Below are 17,123 nucleotides of genomic sequence, written 5' to 3'. Positions count from 1 at the left end.
GTGTCATGACGGAAGCCACAGTTCTGCCCGGTTGGACACACGCCTACTCGGGCAAGGTGCGCGACCTGTACACCTCGGAGGAGCATCCCGGCGAGGTGCTGATGGTCGCGAGCGACCGCGTCAGCGCCTTCGACCACGTGCTCGAACCCGGCATCCCCGGCAAGGGCGAGCTGCTCACCACGCTGAGCACGTGGTGGTTCGCGCAGCTCGACGTGCCGAACCATCTGGCTGCGTCATCCGCCGACCTGCCCCCGTCTGTCGCGAAGCGCTCGATGCTCGCGAAGACCCTCGACATGTACCCGGTCGAGTGTGTCGTGCGCGGCTACCTGAGCGGCAGCGGCTGGCTCGAATACCAGCGGAGCCAGAGCGTCTGCGGCGTGGCCCTGCCCGCCGGCCTCAGCGACGGCGACCGCCTGCCCGAGCCGATCTACACCCCGGCGTGGAAGGCCCCCATGGGCGAGCACGACGAGAACATCACCTTCGAGCGAACCGTGGAACTCGTCGGAGCGGAGGTCGCCGCCGCCCTTCGCGACGCCAGCCTCGACATCTTCACCCGCGCCTCGGCCATCGCCGAAGCACGCGGCATCATCCTCGCCGACACCAAGTTCGAGTTCGGCGCCGACCCCGCGACCGGAGAGCTCACCCTCGGCGACGAGGTGCTCACGAGCGACTCCAGCCGATTCTGGGATGCCGCGTTGTACGGCACCGGCGAACGCACGGCCAGCTTCGACAAGCAGATCGTGCGCAACTGGCTCAAGGCCAACTGGGACCAGACCGGCGAGCCGCCCGTGCTGCCGCAGGACATCGTCGAGCAGACGGCCGCCCGCTACCGCGAGCTGATCGAGAGGCTCACCGGCGAATGATCGTCACCGCCGTCGACTGGAGCAACCCCGACGCTGAAGCGCTGCGAGCGGCACAGCGCCGCGAGATCGCCCAGCTGTACGGCACCGACGACTCGGAACCCGGACCCGCACCGACGGCCGCGGACATCACGGCGTTCTTCGTCGCCTATACGGACGACGGCACCCCGGTCGGCTGCGGCGGCCTGCGCCGCCTCGACGACGACCACGGCGAGATCAAACGGATGTTCGTGGATGCGTCGGCGCGTGGCTCGGGTGTCTCGACGGCGATCCTCCACCGGCTGGAGAGCTTCGGGCTCGAGAACGGGTGGTCGCGGCTGGTGCTCGAGACCGGGCCGGCCCAGTTGGCGGCCGTGCGGTTCTACACGCGTGAGGGCTTCACGCCGATCGACCGGTTCGGGTACTACGTCGACTCCGACGACTCGCTCTGTTTCGGCAAGACGCTCGTTCCGTCCGATCCGGCCGGCGACGTGGTGTGCGAGGGCTGCGAGTAGCCGCTCGCCGCCCGGGAGTTGCCCTGAACGCGAATCGGTAGGATTTTCACTATTGACCGGTCGCAGACGGGCACCGGGCACCAACTGGAGAATCCCGTGAGAACTCAGCCGCGCATTTCGCTCACCCTGGCCGCCGCCCTGTCGGTCGTCGCCCTCGCCGGCTGCTCGACGTCGGCGCCCGAACCCGACGCTTCGTCGGCGACGCCCACCGCCGACGCCACCTCCGGCCTGGTCGGCGCCGGGTGCGCCGACTACATCGAGACGAACCCCGACGGCGCCGGCTCGATCGCCGAAATGGCGCAGGAATCGGTCTACGACGCCGCCAGCAACAACCCGTTGCTCACCACGTTGGTCGAGGCAGTCTCCGGCGAGATCAACCCGGGCGTGAACCTCGTCGATGCGCTCGACGGCACCGAGTACACGATCTTCGCGCCGGTCGACAGCGCGTTCGCCGACCTCGCTCCCGAGACCCTCGCCTTGTACGCCGACCCCGCCAACGCCGCGATGTTCGGGGGCGTCCTCAGCTACCACGCCATCTCCGGCCAGATCGAGCCGGACGACCTACCGGGCGAACACACGACCGTCGAGGGCAGCCCGGTCACGATCACCGGAAGTGGCGACGACCTCATGGTGAACGAAGCGTCCGTCGTCTGCGGCGGCATCCACACCGCCACCGCGACCCTGTATCTGATCGACACCGTGCTCACTCCCCCGGCCTCGTAAAAAACTTTCTGAAAATTCTCCAATCCGATCCGCGGGGTGCTCCGAATCACCCTATGACGACGGCCCGGTGCCCAGAACAGCGGGCCGTCGTCCCTTTCTGAGGGGCACAGTATCCGGGGGGATCCGGCTCGAGACCGACCGCGAGGCCGGTCTCGAGCCGAGTGCCGCCCGACCGCTTCCACCCCGCATCGGAATAGTTGTAGCAGCAACTAAGTTATATGCTGGTGACGGAAAGGCGGTCCCCATGACCAGCAACCAGAACCTGCTCGCGGCAGACACCTCGATGGGCGCGGTCACCCTGCGCGTCGCCGACCTCGACGCGATGACCAAGTACTACCGCGACGCCATCGCGCTGCAGGTGCTGAGCGCCGACGGCGACTTCGCCGTCCTCGGGCGCGGAACGACCGCCGTGATGATCCTCGTGCACGCGCCGGAGCTGCGGAACGCGAGCCCCCGTGACGCGGGGCTGTTCCACACCGCCATCCTCTTCGAGACGGAAGAAGCACTCGCGGCATCCGTCTATTCGGTCGCCCAGAAATACCCGAACACCTTCACCGGCAGCTCCGACCACCTCGTGAGCAAGGCCTTCTACTTCAACGACCCCGAGAACAACGGTGTCGAGCTCTACTGGGACCGCGACCGCAGCGACTGGAGCTGGGCGCACGGCTCGATCGAGATGTCGACGCTCTACCTCGACCCGAACGCATTCCTGCAGCAGAACCTCACCGAAGAGTCGGTGCTGCAGCCGATGATCGGCGGGGCGCAGGTCGGCCACGTGCACCTCCAAGTCGGCGACGTCGAGACCGCGCGCGAGTTCTACGTGAACCAGCTCGGCTTCGAGGCGACGACGATGTACGGCGACAGCGCGCTGTTCGTCAGCGCCGGCGGCTACCACCACCACATGGCGATGAACACGTGGAACTCGAAGGGCGCCGGGCCCCGGCAGCTCGCCCTGGGTCTCGCCGAGGTCGCCATCACCGTGCCGACCCCCGACGACGTGGGGTCGCTTTCCGAGCGGCTCGCCCACTACGGCCACGAGATCCGCAACGACGGCCAGACCGTCAGCTTCGACGACCCGTGGTCGAACCATATCAAGGTCGTCTCGGCGTAGGGCGCGGTGTATTTTCGCTGGCGCGCCTGAAATTTCGAGCGCGCCGGCGAAATATCGGCGCGCCACCCGCTGGCATCGTGTGCTCGATGCTCACCCGCCCTCGGTCGCTAGTCTCGGGGCATGACCAGACCCGCAGCACTCATCACCGGGGTCGGGCGCGCGGTCGGCATCGGTGCCGGCATCGCGCGCGGGCTCGCCGACGACGGCTGGGACCTTGCGCTCAGCCGGTGGACCCCCGCCGACGAGCAGATCTTCGGCGCGGGGGCCGCGGCCGGGCTCGACGAGGTCGTCGCGGACCTCGAGGCGCGCGGCGCCCGTGTGGTCGTGCTGCCCGCAGACCTCGAGAGTGTGGATGCCGCGGCATCCGTCATCTCAGAAGCCGGCGCCGCGCTCGGCACCCTCGAGGCCCTCGTGCTGAGCCACGCATGGAGCGTCGACTCCGGGCTGCTCGATACCTCGCTGGAACAGTTCGATCGTCACTTCGCGGTCAACACCCGGGCGAGCTGGCAGCTCATCGTCGAGTTCGCGCGGCAAGCCGAGCACGGCGGGGCTATCGTGGCGCTGACCAGCGACCACACCTCGGGCAACCTCCCGTACGGCGCGAGCAAGGGAGCGCTCGACCGGATCGTGATGGCCGCGGCGAAAGAGCTCGGGCCGCGCGGGATCTCGGCGAACGTGCTGAACCCGGGCCCCATCGACACCGGGTGGATGGACGACGACCTGCGCGTGGGACTCACGGGCATGCAGCCGAGCGGGCGACTGGGCACACCCGCCGACACCGCGAATCTCGTGGCGTTCCTGGTATCCGAGAAAGGGCGTTGGGTCACCGGCCAGCTGCTGAAGAGCGACGGCGGGTTCTCGATCGACGTGTAGTGGCCGGCCGACGCGGGTTGAGCTTGTCGAAACCCATCGTGCAGTGGTTTCGACAAGCTCAACCCGCCAATGGGACTAGCCGATGCGCTCGTCGATCTCGGTGATGACGTCCCACGCGCCATCCTCGGAGTTGGAGAGCACGACGACGTCGAGGTTCTCCCTCACGTAGTGGCGCACGATGCCGCTCGCGCCCGCGTTGATGCCGTCCTGGAAGTACGACCGCACCGAGCCGTCCTCCTCGAGGTCGAACTCGAGGCCGAAGCCGTACGCCGCGTCCTCGTCGAGCTCGACCTGGGGGAGCAGGAACTCCTCGGTGAACTCCTTGTTCAGCAGACGCCCGTCGCGCACGGCGGCGAAGAACTTCACCAGGTCGCCGGCGGTGGCGTGCGCGCCGTTGTCGGGGGAACCGATCGGCGGGTAGCTGAGCACGTTGCTCACCCATTCGCCGTCCTTGAAGTCCCAGCCCTCGGCCACGCGCGGCGCCGCCTCACGCCGGTCGTAGAACCCGGAGTCGGTCATACCCGCCTTGGCGAACACCTCGTCGAACACGTACTGGCGGTAGGGCACCCCGGTCGCCTTCTCCAGCGCGAGGCCCGCGAGGATGTAGCCGACGTTGATGTACGCGACCTCGTCGCCCGGGTCGGCGAGCGGCTCCTTGTTGACGAACAGGGGGAGGAAATCGGCGGTCTCGGTGAACGACTGCACCGGCTGGTTGGCCCAGAGCTCGTCGTAGCCTTCGCCGGCTTCTTCGTCCGCGTCATCCGCAATGCCGCTCGTGTGGGTCAGCAGGTTGAGCAGGTTGACCTCGATCGGGATGCGCGTTCCCGCGAGGTCGACGTAGTGGTGGATGGACGCCTCGAGGTCGAGGTTGCCCGCCGCGACCTGCTGCAGCACGGCGACCGACGTGAACAGCTTGGTGATCGACGCGGTGTCGAAACGGGTGTCCATCGTGTTCGGCTCCTGCGAGCGCTGGCTCGCGAGGCCGGTCGCCGCCTCGAAAACGGTCGACTTTCCCCGCCGAATCAGCACGACGCCGGAGAAGTCGTGCTCGTCAAGAAATTCGGTGAGGCCTGCGGTATCCATGGGTCGAGCTTATCGAGCAGACTATGAGCCGTGCCCGTGTCCCTGCGCCCCCGCGTGCCCCTGCGGCTCAGTCGCGTCGCCCTCGTGCCCGTCGCCCCGGTGGTGGCCGTGCAGGCCTGGCGACTGAAGCGGTACACACCGAGACTGGCGGATGCCGCGGCACCCTGGTCCGGAACGGAGCCCGGTCCGGATCCGATCCGGCTACTCGTCCTGGGCGATTCCACGGCGGCGGGCGTCGGCGTGGCCAGTCAGGCCGACGCGCTGCCGGGCAACCTGGCGCGCGACATCGCCGCGCACACCGGGCGCGGCGTCGGGTGGACGGCCATCGGGCGCAACGGCGCCACCTCGGGCGAGGTCATCGCGGAGTTCGTCGACGAGGCCACCGCCTCGGAGTACGACATCGTGTTCCTCAGCGTCGGCGCCAACGACGCGCTGACGATCCGGTCCCGCGGGGCGTTCCGCCGCGACATCCGGACCCTGCTCTCCCGGCTGCGCGCCGCCAGCCCGTCCGCGCTGATCCTGATGTCGTCGCTGCCGGCGTTCTCGCGGTTCGTGCTGCTGCCCAACCCGCTGCGCTTCAACCTGTACCTGCACTCGCGCAGCCTCGAGGCCGTGGCGCGCGCCGCGGTCGCGACGATGCCCGGTGTGCACATGGCCCCGCCTCCCCCGCCGTACACCGAGGGGTTCTTCGCCGACGACCTGTTCCACCCGAGCGCGATCGGCTACCGCGACTGGTCGCGGTTCGCCGTGGACGACGCCGTCGCGCGGGGACTGCTGTGACCACGCTGCGCTCGGTCGCCGAACTGGCGGCGCTCGTGGGCGCGCGGGCGGGCGACGGCCGGGTCGGTGACAGCGTGCTCGGTGACAGCGTGGTCGGTGACAGCGTGGTCGCCGGCGCGCGGGCCGGCGGCGGCCGCATCGTCGTGGGCATCGCGGGCGCGCCGGGCAGCGGCAAGTCGACGATCGCCGCCGAGCTCGTGGCGCTGCTCGCCCCGCGCGCGGTGCTGCTGCCCATGGACGGGTTTCACCTGCCGCAGGCGCGGCTGGTCGAGCTCGGACGCCGCGACCGCATGGGCGCGCCCGACACCTTCGACGTCGCCGGCTTCGTCGCGACCCTGGCCGCCGTGCGCGCCAGTTTCGGAAATTCAGGAAGAACGGTGCTCGCGCCTGGCTTCGACCGCGAGATCGAGGAGGCGGTGCCCGACGCCGTCGCGATTCTTCCTGAATTTCCGATCGTGGTGGTGGAGGGGAACTACCTGCTGCTGGATGACGGCGGGTGGCAGCACGTCGCCCCGTTGCTCGACCTCACCGTCGTCGTGGGTGTGGACCGCGACATCCGGCTCTCTCGTCTGATCGCCCGTCACGAGCGCTTCGGAAAAACGGCCGCCGCCGCGACCGAGTGGGCGCTCGGGCCGGACGAACGCAACGCGGAGATCGTCGCGGCGAGCGCGGGCACCGCGACCCACGTCATCGCCCTCGACTAGGATTGTCAGCGTCAACCCACGCGCGAAATCCTTGGAGTTACTGGTGCCCACTATCGTCGTCGAGGTCATGCCGAAGGCCGTCCTGCTTGATCCCCAGGGCAAGGCCGTCGCGGGCGCACTCCAGCGCCTCGGCAACGACCGTTTCTCCAGCGTGCGGGTCGGCAAGCGCTTCGAACTCACCGTCGACGCCGTCGACGACGCCGTGCTCGCCGAGGTACAGGTTCTCGCCGACGAGATGCTCTCCAACTCGGTGATCGAAGACGTCGTCTCGATCACGGTTCTCGAGAACGCGGCGAACTGATGCGCATCGGCGTCATCACCTTCCCGGGCTCGCTCGACGACCGCGACGCCCAGCGCGCCGTGCGCATCGCCGGCGCGGAGCCCGTCGCGCTCTGGCACGGCGACCACGACCTGCACGGTGTCGACGCCCTCGTACTTCCCGGCGGCTTCAGCTACGGCGACTACCTGCGCTGCGGCGCGATCGCCGCGCACTCGCCGATCATGGCCGAGGTCATCGAGGCAGCCAACGCCGGCATGCCCGTGCTCGGCATCTGCAACGGCTTCCAGATGCTCACCGAGGCCCACCTGCTCGCGGGCGGCCTGATCCGCAACGACCACGGCAACTTCATCTGCCGCGACCAGGTCATGACGGTCGAGAACACCGACACCGCCTGGACCAACGCGTTCGAGACCGGCGCCGAGATCACCATCCCGCTGAAGAACGGCGAGGGCGGGTTCATCGCCGACGCCGACACCATCGCGCGCTTGGAGGGCGAGGGGCAGGTCGTCTTCCGCTACGAGGGCGTCAACCCCAACGGGTCGATCAACAACATCGCCGGCATCACCAACGCGCGCGGCAACGTCGTGGGGCTCATGCCGCACCCCGAGCACGCCGTCGAAGAGGGCTTCGGCCCCGACACCGCCGCGGCTATGCGCTCGGGCATCGACGGTCTGCGGCTGTTCACGAGCGCGATCCGAGCGCTCGCCTCGGTCTAGCCCGATGCCCCTGCCCTGGACGCCGGCGTTTCCGGTCCGCACCGAGCGGCTCGACCTGCGCGCCCACACCCCGGCCGACCTGTCCGACCTGTTCGAGTTCCACTCCGACCCCGAGGTCGTGCGCTACATCCCGTGGCCGGTCCGCACCCTGGACGAGACGCGGTTCGCCCTGCTCGCGAAAGACGCGCAGAAGCGGGTCGATTCCGAGGGTCAATGGCTCGTGCTGGCGATCGAGCTGCGCGAGACCGGGAAGGTCGTCGGCGAGGTGCTGCTCAAGTACTCCGACGAAGACGCCGAGGAGGGCGAGCTCGGTTTCGCCCTGCACGGCGGCTACCAGCGCCGGGGGCTGGGCTACGAAGCGGCGCACGCGATGCTCGCGCTCGGGTTCGGCGAGTTCGGCCTGCGCACCATCACGGCGACGCTGGACGCGCGGAATGCGGCATCCGCTGCCCTGCTCGACAAGCTCGGGATGACGCGCACGGCGCTCGTCCCCGACCGGCCGTTCAAGGGCGAACTCGTCGACGAACTGCACTACGCGATCAGCTCGGAGAGATTCGTGTGACCCCTCGCACCCTGTTCCGCGCGCTCGCCCTCGCGGAGACCGTCACCTGGACCCTGCTCATCGTCGGCATGCTGCTCAAGTACGTCGTCCGTGTCACCGACGTCGGCGTGAGCATCGGCGGCGGGCTGCACGGCTTCTTCTTCCTCGCGTTCGTGGCCGCGGCGGTCGTGGTCGCGGTCAACCAGCGCTGGGGCCTCGGCACCACGGTCGTGGCTCTGGCGAGCGCCGTCGTGCCGTACGCGACGATCCCGGCCGAGCGCTGGCTCGAGAAGCGCGGGTCGCTCGACGGCGGCTGGCGGCGCGAGGCAACCGGCCACCCGCACGATTCCCGGCTGGTGAACCGGCTGCTGCGCTGGGCGCTCGCGAACACCGTGCTCTTCGCGGCATCCGCCGTCGCCGTCGTGGTCGCGGTGTTCGCGCTGTTGCTCGTGGTGGGGCCGGCGGAGGCGTAGGCCCTGCCGAGCGCGGCCGCCCCTAGCGCTTGTCGCGGTCGGCGGCGATCTCGTCGGCGGTGAACGTCGGCAGCGACATCGTCATGTGCGTCGCCCGCTCCTCGGCCTCGGGGCTGCCGGTGAACAGTCCGATCTGCTCGGTCGACGTCTTCTCGGTCGCCTTGACCTTCTTGCGCGGCTCGGCCTCGACCATCTGAACGCGCGTGCGCGGGATCGCGGCGGGGTCCTGCGTCTGCAGCCACTCGACCATCTCCTCGCGGATGAAGCAGCGCAGGTCGAACAGTGTCGGGGCGTCGATCGCGGTGACTAGGATGCGCACGCGGACGAAGCCGCCCGTGGCGTCCGTGACCTGGAGCACCGACGCGCGGCCGTCCCAGATCGTGGTGCGGGTGAGGATCTTGTCGAGCTCGGCGCGCATCGCCGCCGGGCTGACCCGCCAGTCGAGGTCGATCTCGATCGAGCCGAGCAGTTCGCTGCTCGACCGCGTCCAGTTCTCGAACGGGGTGCTCGTGAAATAGGTCGACGGCAGCACCATGCGGCGGTCGTCCCAGATGTGCACGACGACGTAGGTGAGGGTGATCTCCTCGATGCGGCCCCACTCCTTCTCGGCGATCACGACGTCGTCGACGCGGATTGCGTCGCTGAAGGCGAGCTGCACGCCGGCGAAGACGTTGGCGAGCGTCGACTGGGCGGCGAGGCCGGCGACGATCGAGACGAGACCCGCGCTCGCGAGCACGCTGGTGCCGACGGCCTGCACGCCCGGGAACGTCAGCAGGATCGACCCGACCGCGACGATCACGATGACCGCGTAGGCGAGCCGGCGCACGATGGCGAGCTGGGTCTGCACGCGGCGCGCGACCCGGTTGTCGGGCACGTCGGTGCGGTAGCGGCCCATCGCCTGGCCGAGCGCGAACCCGACGATGGCACCGACGAACCAGGCGCCGTCGGCGATCGCGAGCACGAGGAACACGTGGTTGAAGAAGTCGAGCCAGTCCGACGACGGCATGGTCACGTTGATGGCGACCCAGATCGAGATGATGACGAGCAGAAGACGGTATGGATGGCGCGCCTTGACGGTCAGCGCCCGCGGCCACTCGCGGCGTTTGGTGGCGCCGACGACGATCGCCTTCGTGATGGCCGCCACGATAAGCGCGGAGACGAGTGCGATGAGCAGGGCCACCGCCAGCCCCAGCCAGGAATGCCATTCGAACATGAAAGCTTCTTTCGGTCGTCGTGCCAGAATCACGCTCGCCGTTGTGCGTTCAGTGCTGCCAAGGCTACTGGGAGGTCGCTGGGCGGAGGCTTAGCGCGCGCGGGCGCACCCGCCGAGCGGGCGGCCGCTCCCCGCCGCCGATAGACTGGGGGCTTCCGGCATCCGCTCTCGCAGCATCCGTATCTTCCAGGAGAATCGCCCCGTGACTGACGTTTCCACTTCCTCCTCGCGCGCTGTCGCGGACACCGTCTCGAACGCCGAGGCCACCCCGGAGAAGGAGCAGCCGTACGGCGCCCTCGGGCTGAAGGAGGACGAGTACCTCGCCATCCGCGAGATCCTCGGCCGACGCCCCACGAGCGGCGAGCTCGCGATGTACTCGGTGATGTGGAGCGAGCACTGCTCGTACAAGTCGAGCAAGAACTACCTGCGCCAGTTCGGCCAGAAGGTCTCCCCCAGCATGAAGAAGAACCTCATGGTGGGCATGGGCGAGAACGCCGGTGTGGTGGATGTCGGCGAGGGCTGGGCCGTCACGTTCAAGATCGAGAGCCACAACCACCCCAGCTTCATCGAGCCGTTCCAGGGCGCCGCGACCGGCGTCGGCGGAATCGTGCGCGACATCATCTCGATGGGCGCCCGCCCGGTCGCCGTGATGGACGCGCTGCGCTTCGGCGCCATCGACCACCCCGACACCGCGCGCGTCGTGCACGGCGTCGTCTCGGGCATCAGCCACTACGGCAACTGCCTCGGCCTGCCGAACATCGGCGGCGAGACCTACTTCGACTCGGTCTACCAGGCCAACCCGCTCGTCAACGCGCTCGCGGTCGGCGTGCTGCGCCACGAAGACCTGCACCTCGCCAACGCCCGCGGCGTGGGCAACAAGGTCGTTCTCTTCGGGGCCCGGACCGGCGCTGACGGCATCGGCGGGGCATCCATTCTGGCCTCTGACACGTTCGCCGAAGGCGGCCCGACCAAGCGTCCCGCGGTGCAGGTGGGCGACCCGTTCGCCGAGAAGGTGCTCATCGAGTGCTGCCTCGAGCTGTTCCAGCAGAAGCTGGTCGAGGGCATTCAGGATCTCGGTGCCGCGGGCATCAGCTGCGCCACGTCCGAGCTCGCGTCCAACGGCGACGGCGGCATGTTCATCGAACTCGAGAAGGTGCTGCTGCGCGACCCGACGATGACGGCCGAGGAGATCCTCATGTCGGAGAGCCAGGAGCGCATGATGGCGATCGTCACGCCGGAGAAGCTCGAGGGCTTCCTCGCGGTCGTCGCCAAGTGGGACGTCGAGACTTCCGTGCTCGGCGAGGTCACCGACACCGGCCGCCTGATCATCAACTGGAACGGCGAGGAGATCGTCAACGTCCTCCCCCGCACCGTGGCCGTCGACGGCCCCGTGTACGACCGTCCGGTCGCGTACCCGACGTGGATCGACGCACTGCAGGCCGACACCGCCGCGACGTTGGCCCGCCCCACTGATGGCGCCGAACTCAAGGAGCAGACGCTCGCTCTGCTCGCCTCGCCGAACCTCAGCGACAAGAGCTGGATCACCAACCAGTACGACCGCTACGTGATGGGCAACACCGCCCTGAGCTTCCCGGACGACGGCGGCATGGTGCGCATCGACGAGGAGAGCGGACTCGGCTTCGCCGTGGCCACCGACGCCAACGGCCGCTACTGCCAGCTCGACCCCGCGCAGGGTGCGCGCCTGGCCCTCGCCGAGGCGTTCCGCAACGTCGCCGTCACCGGCGCCACTCCGGTCGCCGTCTCCGACTGCCTCAACTTCGGCAGCCCCGAGAACCCCGAAGTCATGTGGCAGTTCAGCCAGACCGTCGAGGCGCTCAGCGACGCCTGCCTCGAGATGGAGATCCCCGTCACCGGCGGCAATGTCTCGTTCTACAACCAGACCGGCGACGTGCCGATCCACCCGACCCCCGTCATCGCCGTGCTCGGCGTGATGGACGACGTCGCCAAGCGCATCCCGAGCGGTTGGCAGGACGAGGGCAACAACATCTACCTGCTCGGCACCACGGCGCTCGAGCTCGACGGCTCGGCGTGGGCCGGCACCGTCCACAATCACCTCGGCGGACGCCCGCCCGCCGTCGACCTCGCGGCCGAGATGGCCCTCGCCGCCCTGATCGCGGCGGGCGGCGAGCAGAGCCTCATCGCGTCGGCCCACGACCTCGCCGACGGCGGCCTGGCGCAGGCCCTCGCCGAGGCGGTGCTGCGCTTCGGCGTCGGCGCCCGCGTCTGGCTCACCGAGATCATGCAGCGAGACGGTGTGGATGCCGCTACGGCGCTGTTCAGCGAGTCCACCGGCCGTGTCATCGTCTCGGTGCCCCGCGAGGACGACGTGCGCTTCCAGGGTCTCTGCGAGGGTCGCGGCTACCCCGTGCTGCGCATCGGCGTCACCGACAACTCGGGCGAGCTCGAGGTGCAGGGCGAGTTCACCGCCTCGATCGACGAACTGGCCGCCGCCCACCGCGGCACGATGGCCGACGCGTTCGGCCCGGTGCTCGGCCACTAGCCGCGTCCCCGCCAGACAATGGCCCCGCCCGTCTCTCGGGCGGGGCCATTGCCGTTGCGGCGGCCGCGTGGTGGTGTTGTGCGGCGCTCAGCGTCGTCGAGCGCGCGGAGGTTTGTGGCGGGCGCGCTGAGGTTTGTGCCGCACGTTCGGGCACGAACGGGCGCGTGCGCGACAAACGTCAGCGCGGAGGCGCGAGGGCGCGGCGCGCGAGCGGCGCGCTAGTTCGCCGCGTCGACCGAGCCGGTCGACGCGATCGCGATGTGGTGGTGGATCACCTCGGCGACGATGAAGTTGAGGAACTTCTCGGCCAGGTCGGGGTCGAGGTGCGACTCCTCGGCGAGGGCGCGGAGTCGGGCGATCTGCACCTTCTCGCGGGCGGGGTCGGAGGCGGCGAGACCGGTGCGCGCCTTCAGTTCGCCCACCTGCTGGGTGAACTTGAAGCGCTCGGCAAGCAGGTGCACGAGCGCCGCGTCGATGTTGTCGATGCTCTGCCGAAGCGCCGTCAGTTCTGCGATACCGGTGTCGTCGTGTGCCATCCTTCGAGACTACTGGGAGGGCGACTACTGCGTCACCAGCGGCCTCCGGGCGAGACGGATCCGCTGCTGCGTGAAGAGGATTCCGAGCAAGACCAACGCGGCCCCGATCGGTTGGTTGACCGAGAACGTCTCGCCGAGCACGACGACGCCGAGCACGACACCGACCACCGGGGTGATGTACGTGACGGTCGACGCGTTGGTCGGTCCCCACGCCCGCAGCACGTTGATGTTCCAGATGTAGGCGATTCCTGTACCGACGATGCCGAGCGCGAGCAGGCTGCTCACGACGGCCGGCGTGAGGTCGACCGGCTGCCAGGCGATGACCGGGGTGAGCACCAGCATCAGGGCGCCCGCGACACCGATGTTCAGGAACGCGAAACTCGCTCCCGGGATCGGCCGGTGGCTGAGGAACTTGCGCACGTACCCGAAGCTGAATCCGTAGCAGGTGGCGGCGAGGAGGCAGGCGAGCTGGCCGGCGAGATCCCCGGTGAACGCCGCGTGCTGCCACGGGGCGATGATGACGATCACGCCGGCGATACCGATGCCGATGCCGAGCACCTGCCCGCGGTTGAGCTTCTCGACGTGGAAGGCGAGCGTCACCATGATCGCGGTGGTGATGGGCGTGACGGCGTTGTAGATGCTGGCGAGGCCCGACGACACGTACTGTTCCGCCCAGGCGAAGGCGAGGTGCGGGATGACGCAATTGGTCAGTGCCACAACGAGGAAGTGCGCGTAGACGACCCTGTCGCGCGGCATGGCGCTGCGCGTCACGAGCACGATGATGCCGAGGGACAGACCGCCGAGCACGAGACGTGCCCACGCCACCTGGGTGAAAGACACCCCGTCGAGGGCGAGCTTCATGAACAGGAAGCTGGCGCCCCAGACGAGCCCCATCGCCGTGAACTGGAGGACGATGGACAGGTTGCGGGGCGGGGCGGTCGGCGATGGCACCCTAGGACGTTAGCGTGTCCCGTCGGCCTGCCGCGTACGCAAAGCGACCGGCTCTGCACCGAAAGCTGCCAATCTCGATTCGAGACCGTTCCGGACGATCGGCCACTCGTCGACGATGATCGAGAACACGGCGGAATCGCGCCAGGTGCCGTCCGCGCGGGGGCGGTCCCGGCGGAAGATCCCCTCGAACTGGGCGCCCAGCTTGAGGATCGCGGCGCGCGACCGCTCGTTGAGCGCGTCGGCCTGGATCTTCACGCGGCCGAGTCCCGCGTCGAAGGCGGAGCCGAGCAGCAGCAGCTTCGCCTCGGGGTTCACAGCGGTACCCCAGACCCGCGGGTCGTAGGCGGTCCAGCCGATGTGGCCGGCCTCGTTCGGCACGTCGATGTCGCCCAGCGTGGTCGTACCGACGAGCAGGCCGTCGTGCTCGCCGCCGATCAGGCGCACGGCGTACACGTTGCCGGAATCCCACGAGTAGTACGACTCGGCGAACTCGGTGAAACCGTCGAGGGTGTCGCGGTACCCCGCCGGGCCGCCGCCGTAGCCGCCCGCGAAGATCTCGGGGTGGCCGATGGCCGAGAAGAGGGCCGGGATGTCGGACTTCAGCATCGGATCGAGCCGGATGAAGGTGCCGACGAGCGGCGCGAAGGCGGGGCGTGACGCGGTCATGACATCACCATACGGTCCCTGAGCCTGTCGAAGGGACGCTTCGACAGGCTCAGCGACCGGGAGCGCTAGTCGACGAGCGTGAGCGTCACTTCGATGTTGCCGCGCGTCGCGTTCGAGTACGGGCAGACCTGGTGTGCGGCATCCACGAGCTCTTGACGACGCTCGCCCTCGACCGACGGGGTGTAGATGTGCAGTTCGACCTCGAGGCCGAATCCGCCCTCGCCGTTCGGGCCGATGCCGACGCTCGCCGAGACGCCGGCCTCTTTCGTGTCGATGCCGAGCTTGCGGCCGACAGCGTGGATCGCGCTGAGGAAGCACGCGGCGTAGCCGGCTGCGAACAGCTGCTCGGGGTTGGTTCCCTCGCCGTTGCCGCCCATTTCCTTGGGGGGACGAGTGTCGAGGTCGAGCAGGTCGTCTTCCGAACGGACGTGGCCGTCGCGGCCGCCTCCGGTTGCGTGGGCGATGGCGGTGTATGCGATTTCCATTACTGCAGTCGACTCCTCGTAGCTGTGTGTTCGAACCAAGCGGCGCTCAGGTCGGCGTGATAGAAGAAGGCCCGTCGGCCAGCTCAGCGACCGGGACCGGACGACCTAGTTGATCAGGTCGTGCCGCACGACGATGGCCTCGCGGCCGGGGCCGACGCCGATCGCCGAGATGCGCGAGCCGCTGATCGCCTCGATGGCGAGCACGTAGTCCTGCGCCTTCTGCGGCAGGTCCTCGAAGTTGCGCACGCCGGTGATGTCTTCGGTCCAGCCGTCGAACTCCTCGTAGATCGGCACCGCGTGGTGGAAGTCGCTCTGCGAGGCGGGAACCTCTTCGACGCGAACTCCGTCGACGTCGTACGCGACGCAGACCGGGATCTTCTCGAGGCCGGTGAGCACGTCGAGCTTGGTCATCACGAAGTCGGTGACGCCGTTGATGCGCGCCGAGTAGCGCGCGATCGGGGCGTCGTACCAACCGGTACGGCGCGGGCGGCCCGTTGTGGTGCCGAACTCGAAGCCCTTCTGGCGCAGCCATTCGCCCGACTCGTCGTGCAGCTCGGTCGGGAACGGTCCGGCGCCGACGCGGGTCGTGTATGCCTTGACGATGCCGATCACGCGGTCGATGCGGTTCGGGCCGATGCCGGAACCGGTCGACGCTCCGCCGGAGGTCGAGCTCGAGGAGGTCACGAACGGGTAGGTGCCATGGTCGACATCCAGCATCGTGGCCTGGCCGCCCTCGAACAGCACGATCTTCTCGGCGTCGAGTGCCTGGTGCAGCTCGAGCGCGGTGTCGGTGACCATGGGGCGCAGGCGCTCGGCGTAGGAGAGCAGGTTGCTGACGATCTCCTCCACCTCGATGGCGCGGCGGTTGTAGATCTTCACCAGCAGGTGGTTCTTCTGGTGCAGCGCACCCTCCACCTTCTGGCGCAGGATGTTCTCGTCGAAGAGGTCCTGGATGCGGATTCCGACGCGGTTGATCTTGTCGGCGTAGGCCGGGCCGATGCCGCGGCCGGTGGTGCCGATCTGCCGCTTGCCCAGGAACCGCTCGGTGACCTTGTCGAGCGTGCGGTGGTACTGGGTGATGACGTGGGCGTTCGAGCTGACGCGCAGCTTCGACACGTCGACACCGCGGGCGATGAGGGCGTCGAGCTCCTCGAACAGCACCTCGATGTCGATGACGACGCCGTTGGCGATGACCGGGATGACGCCGGGGCTCAGGATTCCGGAGGGGAGAAGGTGCAGCGCGTACTTCTCGCCGTCGATGACGACGGTGTGCCCGGCGTTGTTTCCGCCGTTGAACTTCACGACGTAGTCGATACGACTGCCGAGGAGGTCGGTGGCTTTGCCTTTACCCTCGTCGCCCCACTGGGCACCGATGATGACGATCGCTGGCATGGTTAGCCCTCTCGTTTGAACGGGATTACACCCAATTCTAGCGGGCGGAGGGATCGGCGTACGCCGGGAGCCGCAGAGTGGCAGAGAGACGAACGGATGCCGCGAACGGCCCGGCCTCGTGAAGTGGATCGATCCCCGCCCTGATGTCGAGCACCGCGGTGTTCCCCACGCGGTCGTGCCACCCCCTCCCCCGGCCGGTCGGGTCGCTGCGTACAGAGAAGAGCAGCGCCAGCCCCCACGGCCAGAAGACGAACGGCAGAAGCACGAGTCCGCGCGCGAACGAGCTGTAGAACCCCGCGGGGTCGAGCGAATCGACGCGCAGCACCCGCAGCCCGAGCAGGGAGTTGCCGAGCGAGGTGCCCCAGTAGGCGACGCAGACGAGAACCACGAGCAGGTACACGGCGAACACGCCGAAGCCGATGCCGGGGATGACGTTGCCGGTCGCCGGGCCGCCCTGGATCGCCGAGCCGAGGAACATGCCGCCGAGCAGCACGAGGTAGCCGAGCACCGCGTCGACGAAGAAGGCGGCCGCGCGCCGCCCGGTACCCGCGACCACGGGCCCGTCGTGCGGCCGCCCCGGCACGACCGGCAGCGTCTGCACCCGCCCGGTGAACGGTTCGACGACCGGCCCGCGCGGGCTGCTCGACAACGGCTGACTCATGGTGCGAGCATAGTCAGCGCGCGATCTTGCACAGGTGTGTGCAAGATAGTATTGTTGTCC

The 17,123-nt window shown here is 68.7% G+C and carries 20 protein-coding genes; 12 read left to right on the top strand and 8 right to left on the bottom strand.

The window, feature by feature from the left end; genetic code table 11:
* Positions 1-5 precede the first annotated feature (5 nt).
* The 5 genes from HD599_RS17125 to HD599_RS17105 all read left to right on the top strand — a co-directional run bounded on the left by HD599_RS17125 (position 6) and on the right by HD599_RS17105 (position 4,061).
* A complete protein-coding gene (locus HD599_RS17125) occupies positions 6-863 on the top strand; it encodes a phosphoribosylaminoimidazolesuccinocarboxamide synthase (RefSeq protein WP_184239868.1) in 858 nt (285 codons plus the stop codon).
* Positions 860-1,354 carry a GNAT family N-acetyltransferase gene (locus HD599_RS17120; RefSeq protein WP_184239866.1) on the top strand — a complete coding sequence of 165 codons (495 nt, stop codon included), beginning with the start codon at positions 860-862 and terminating at the stop codon, positions 1,352-1,354. Before HD599_RS17125 ends, HD599_RS17120 begins: the two co-directional genes overlap by 4 nt.
* A gap of 96 nt (positions 1,355-1,450) precedes the next feature.
* Positions 1,451-2,077, top strand: coding sequence for a fasciclin domain-containing protein (locus HD599_RS17115; protein WP_343062139.1), 627 nt, complete (start codon positions 1,451-1,453; stop codon positions 2,075-2,077).
* A gap of 244 nt (positions 2,078-2,321) precedes the next feature.
* Entirely contained in the window at positions 2,322-3,188 is an 867-nt protein-coding gene (locus HD599_RS17110; RefSeq protein WP_246376221.1) for a VOC family protein, read from the top strand.
* 120 nt (positions 3,189-3,308) lie between these two features.
* Positions 3,309-4,061, top strand: a complete 753-nt coding sequence (locus HD599_RS17105; RefSeq protein ID WP_184239863.1) for an SDR family oxidoreductase — start codon at positions 3,309-3,311, stop codon at positions 4,059-4,061.
* Between the two features lie 75 nt (positions 4,062-4,136).
* Here HD599_RS17105 and HD599_RS17100 read toward each other — a convergent pair whose 3' ends face one another.
* Positions 4,137-5,144 (bottom strand): serine hydrolase domain-containing protein, encoded by a 1,008-nt coding sequence (locus HD599_RS17100; protein WP_184239861.1) that lies wholly within the window; start codon positions 5,142-5,144, stop codon positions 4,137-4,139.
* A gap of 30 nt (positions 5,145-5,174) precedes the next feature.
* Between HD599_RS17100 and HD599_RS17095 the strand changes: the two genes are divergently transcribed.
* From HD599_RS17095 to HD599_RS17070, 6 genes are read left to right on the top strand one after another with little or no spacing between them, the layout of a single operon-like run.
* Positions 5,175-5,924, top strand: a complete 750-nt coding sequence (locus HD599_RS17095) for a GDSL-type esterase/lipase family protein (protein WP_184239859.1) — start codon at positions 5,175-5,177, stop codon at positions 5,922-5,924.
* Positions 5,921-6,628 (top strand): nucleoside/nucleotide kinase family protein, encoded by a 708-nt coding sequence (locus tag HD599_RS17090; protein WP_343062137.1) that lies wholly within the window; start codon positions 5,921-5,923, stop codon positions 6,626-6,628. Before HD599_RS17095 ends, HD599_RS17090 begins: the two co-directional genes overlap by 4 nt.
* Before the next feature lie 43 nt (positions 6,629-6,671).
* On the top strand, positions 6,672-6,929 hold the full coding sequence (purS, locus tag HD599_RS17085; protein ID WP_184239857.1) for a phosphoribosylformylglycinamidine synthase subunit PurS: 258 nt from the start codon (positions 6,672-6,674) through the stop codon (positions 6,927-6,929).
* Positions 6,929-7,624 carry a phosphoribosylformylglycinamidine synthase subunit PurQ gene (gene purQ, locus HD599_RS17080; RefSeq protein WP_184239855.1) on the top strand — a complete coding sequence of 232 codons (696 nt, stop codon included), beginning with the start codon at positions 6,929-6,931 and terminating at the stop codon, positions 7,622-7,624. The genes purS and purQ overlap by 1 nt, the downstream gene beginning before the upstream one ends.
* Before the next feature lie 4 nt (positions 7,625-7,628).
* The gene (locus HD599_RS17075; RefSeq protein WP_184239853.1) at positions 7,629-8,186 is read left to right on the top strand and encodes a GNAT family N-acetyltransferase; all 558 of its coding nucleotides are present in this window, start codon (positions 7,629-7,631) and stop codon (positions 8,184-8,186) included.
* The gene (locus HD599_RS17070; RefSeq protein WP_343062136.1) at positions 8,183-8,638 is read left to right on the top strand and encodes a DUF3817 domain-containing protein; all 456 of its coding nucleotides are present in this window, start codon (positions 8,183-8,185) and stop codon (positions 8,636-8,638) included. Before HD599_RS17075 ends, HD599_RS17070 begins: the two co-directional genes overlap by 4 nt.
* Before the next feature lie 22 nt (positions 8,639-8,660).
* Here HD599_RS17070 and HD599_RS17065 read toward each other — a convergent pair whose 3' ends face one another.
* Positions 8,661-9,851: a mechanosensitive ion channel family protein gene (locus HD599_RS17065; protein ID WP_184239851.1), complete on the bottom strand. Its 1,191-nt coding sequence runs from the start codon at positions 9,849-9,851 to the stop codon at positions 8,661-8,663.
* 202 nt (positions 9,852-10,053) lie between these two features.
* On the opposite strand from HD599_RS17065, the gene purL reads away from it, so the two are divergent.
* Positions 10,054-12,372, top strand: a complete 2,319-nt coding sequence (purL, locus tag HD599_RS17060; protein ID WP_184239849.1) for a phosphoribosylformylglycinamidine synthase subunit PurL — start codon at positions 10,054-10,056, stop codon at positions 12,370-12,372.
* Between the two features lie 218 nt (positions 12,373-12,590).
* Here purL and HD599_RS17055 read toward each other — a convergent pair whose 3' ends face one another.
* The 6 genes from HD599_RS17055 to HD599_RS17030 all read right to left on the bottom strand — a co-directional run bounded on the left by HD599_RS17055 (position 12,591) and on the right by HD599_RS17030 (position 17,063).
* Entirely contained in the window at positions 12,591-12,908 is a 318-nt protein-coding gene (locus HD599_RS17055; RefSeq protein WP_184239847.1) for a chorismate mutase, read from the bottom strand.
* Between the two features lie 24 nt (positions 12,909-12,932).
* Positions 12,933-13,859, bottom strand: a complete 927-nt coding sequence (locus HD599_RS17050; RefSeq protein WP_343062135.1) for a DMT family transporter — start codon at positions 13,857-13,859, stop codon at positions 12,933-12,935.
* Between the two features lie 9 nt (positions 13,860-13,868).
* A complete protein-coding gene (locus HD599_RS17045; protein ID WP_184239845.1) occupies positions 13,869-14,525 on the bottom strand; it encodes a GNAT family N-acetyltransferase in 657 nt (218 codons plus the stop codon).
* Positions 14,526-14,590: 65 nt separating this feature from the next.
* Entirely contained in the window at positions 14,591-15,010 is a 420-nt protein-coding gene (locus HD599_RS17040) for an organic hydroperoxide resistance protein (RefSeq protein WP_184239843.1), read from the bottom strand.
* Positions 15,011-15,115: 105 nt separating this feature from the next.
* Positions 15,116-16,402, bottom strand: a complete 1,287-nt coding sequence (locus HD599_RS17035) for an adenylosuccinate synthase (protein WP_184239841.1) — start codon at positions 16,400-16,402, stop codon at positions 15,116-15,118.
* 37 nt (positions 16,403-16,439) lie between these two features.
* Entirely contained in the window at positions 16,440-17,063 is a 624-nt protein-coding gene (locus tag HD599_RS17030) for an RDD family protein (RefSeq protein WP_184239839.1), read from the bottom strand.
* Positions 17,064-17,123: the final 60 nt, after the last annotated feature.

This window comes from Conyzicola lurida (assembly GCF_014204935.1).
Lineage (GTDB): Bacteria > Actinomycetota > Actinomycetes > Actinomycetales > Microbacteriaceae > Conyzicola > Conyzicola lurida.
This window is presented reverse-complemented; position numbering and strand designations above follow the sequence as displayed.